Source organism: Candidatus Symbiopectobacterium sp. NZEC135 (genome assembly GCF_025962695.1).
Genome location: NZ_JAGFPF010001200.1, coordinates 1 through 661, shown reverse-complemented (window position 1 = coordinate 661; position 661 = coordinate 1). Strand labels below are relative to the sequence as shown.

Below are 661 nucleotides of genomic sequence, written 5' to 3'. Positions count from 1 at the left end.
CCAACTGCTGCCCGACGTCACGCAGGGATTGATAGCGGAAACGCCAGCTGTCACCAATATAACGCTCGCCGGTTTGGCACAGATAAGGTTGCATCTCAGCGGTCGTTTGATAGCCTGCTGCGTCGCGCGTCAGCAGTTTGATGCTCCACAGCAATTCCAACAGCGCTGAGGCTTGCTGTGGTTCCCACTGTTGGTGCAGCGCGCACTGCTCAACCGTTAAGGATTGCGCCAGTTGATCAAACAGTGCGCTGTCCAGAGCCAGTCGAACCGCCTCTGTCTTGATGTTGGTGGCAGTCAGTGCCCATAAATCGGTCAACGCGGTGGGGAACATGGTGGCTCCTTGCAGGCTGGGTTGCGGCGTTAATCACGTCGCGTTGGTTAACGTGGGCGTTGCCGCCAGGGATAGCCTTATGTTATCTATAAATGAGAATTATTATTGTCTTGGTTTGTCTGCGTGACGGCGGTTTTTCTCTGAGGACAGGAGGAGAGAGAAAATGGGAGAAGGGCGAGGTGCATCAATGCAGCGTGTGATGCCGCGTATGGTATTGCGCGAGGGTAACCGTCGCCAGTTACCGGATCAGTTTGGTCAGTGCTGGTCGCAATCGGATGCGCTTGCTGATGGGTTGACACTGGTGTCCTCCTCCTATCAGCCGCTGAAACC

General features: G+C 55.2%; 1 pseudogene. It reads right to left on the bottom strand.

Going from position 1 to position 661, the window contains the following annotated elements:
• Positions 1-331: pseudogene (locus tag J5224_RS33325) on the bottom strand (SAM-dependent methyltransferase); the annotation flags it as partial.
• Positions 332-661: the final 330 nt, after the last annotated feature.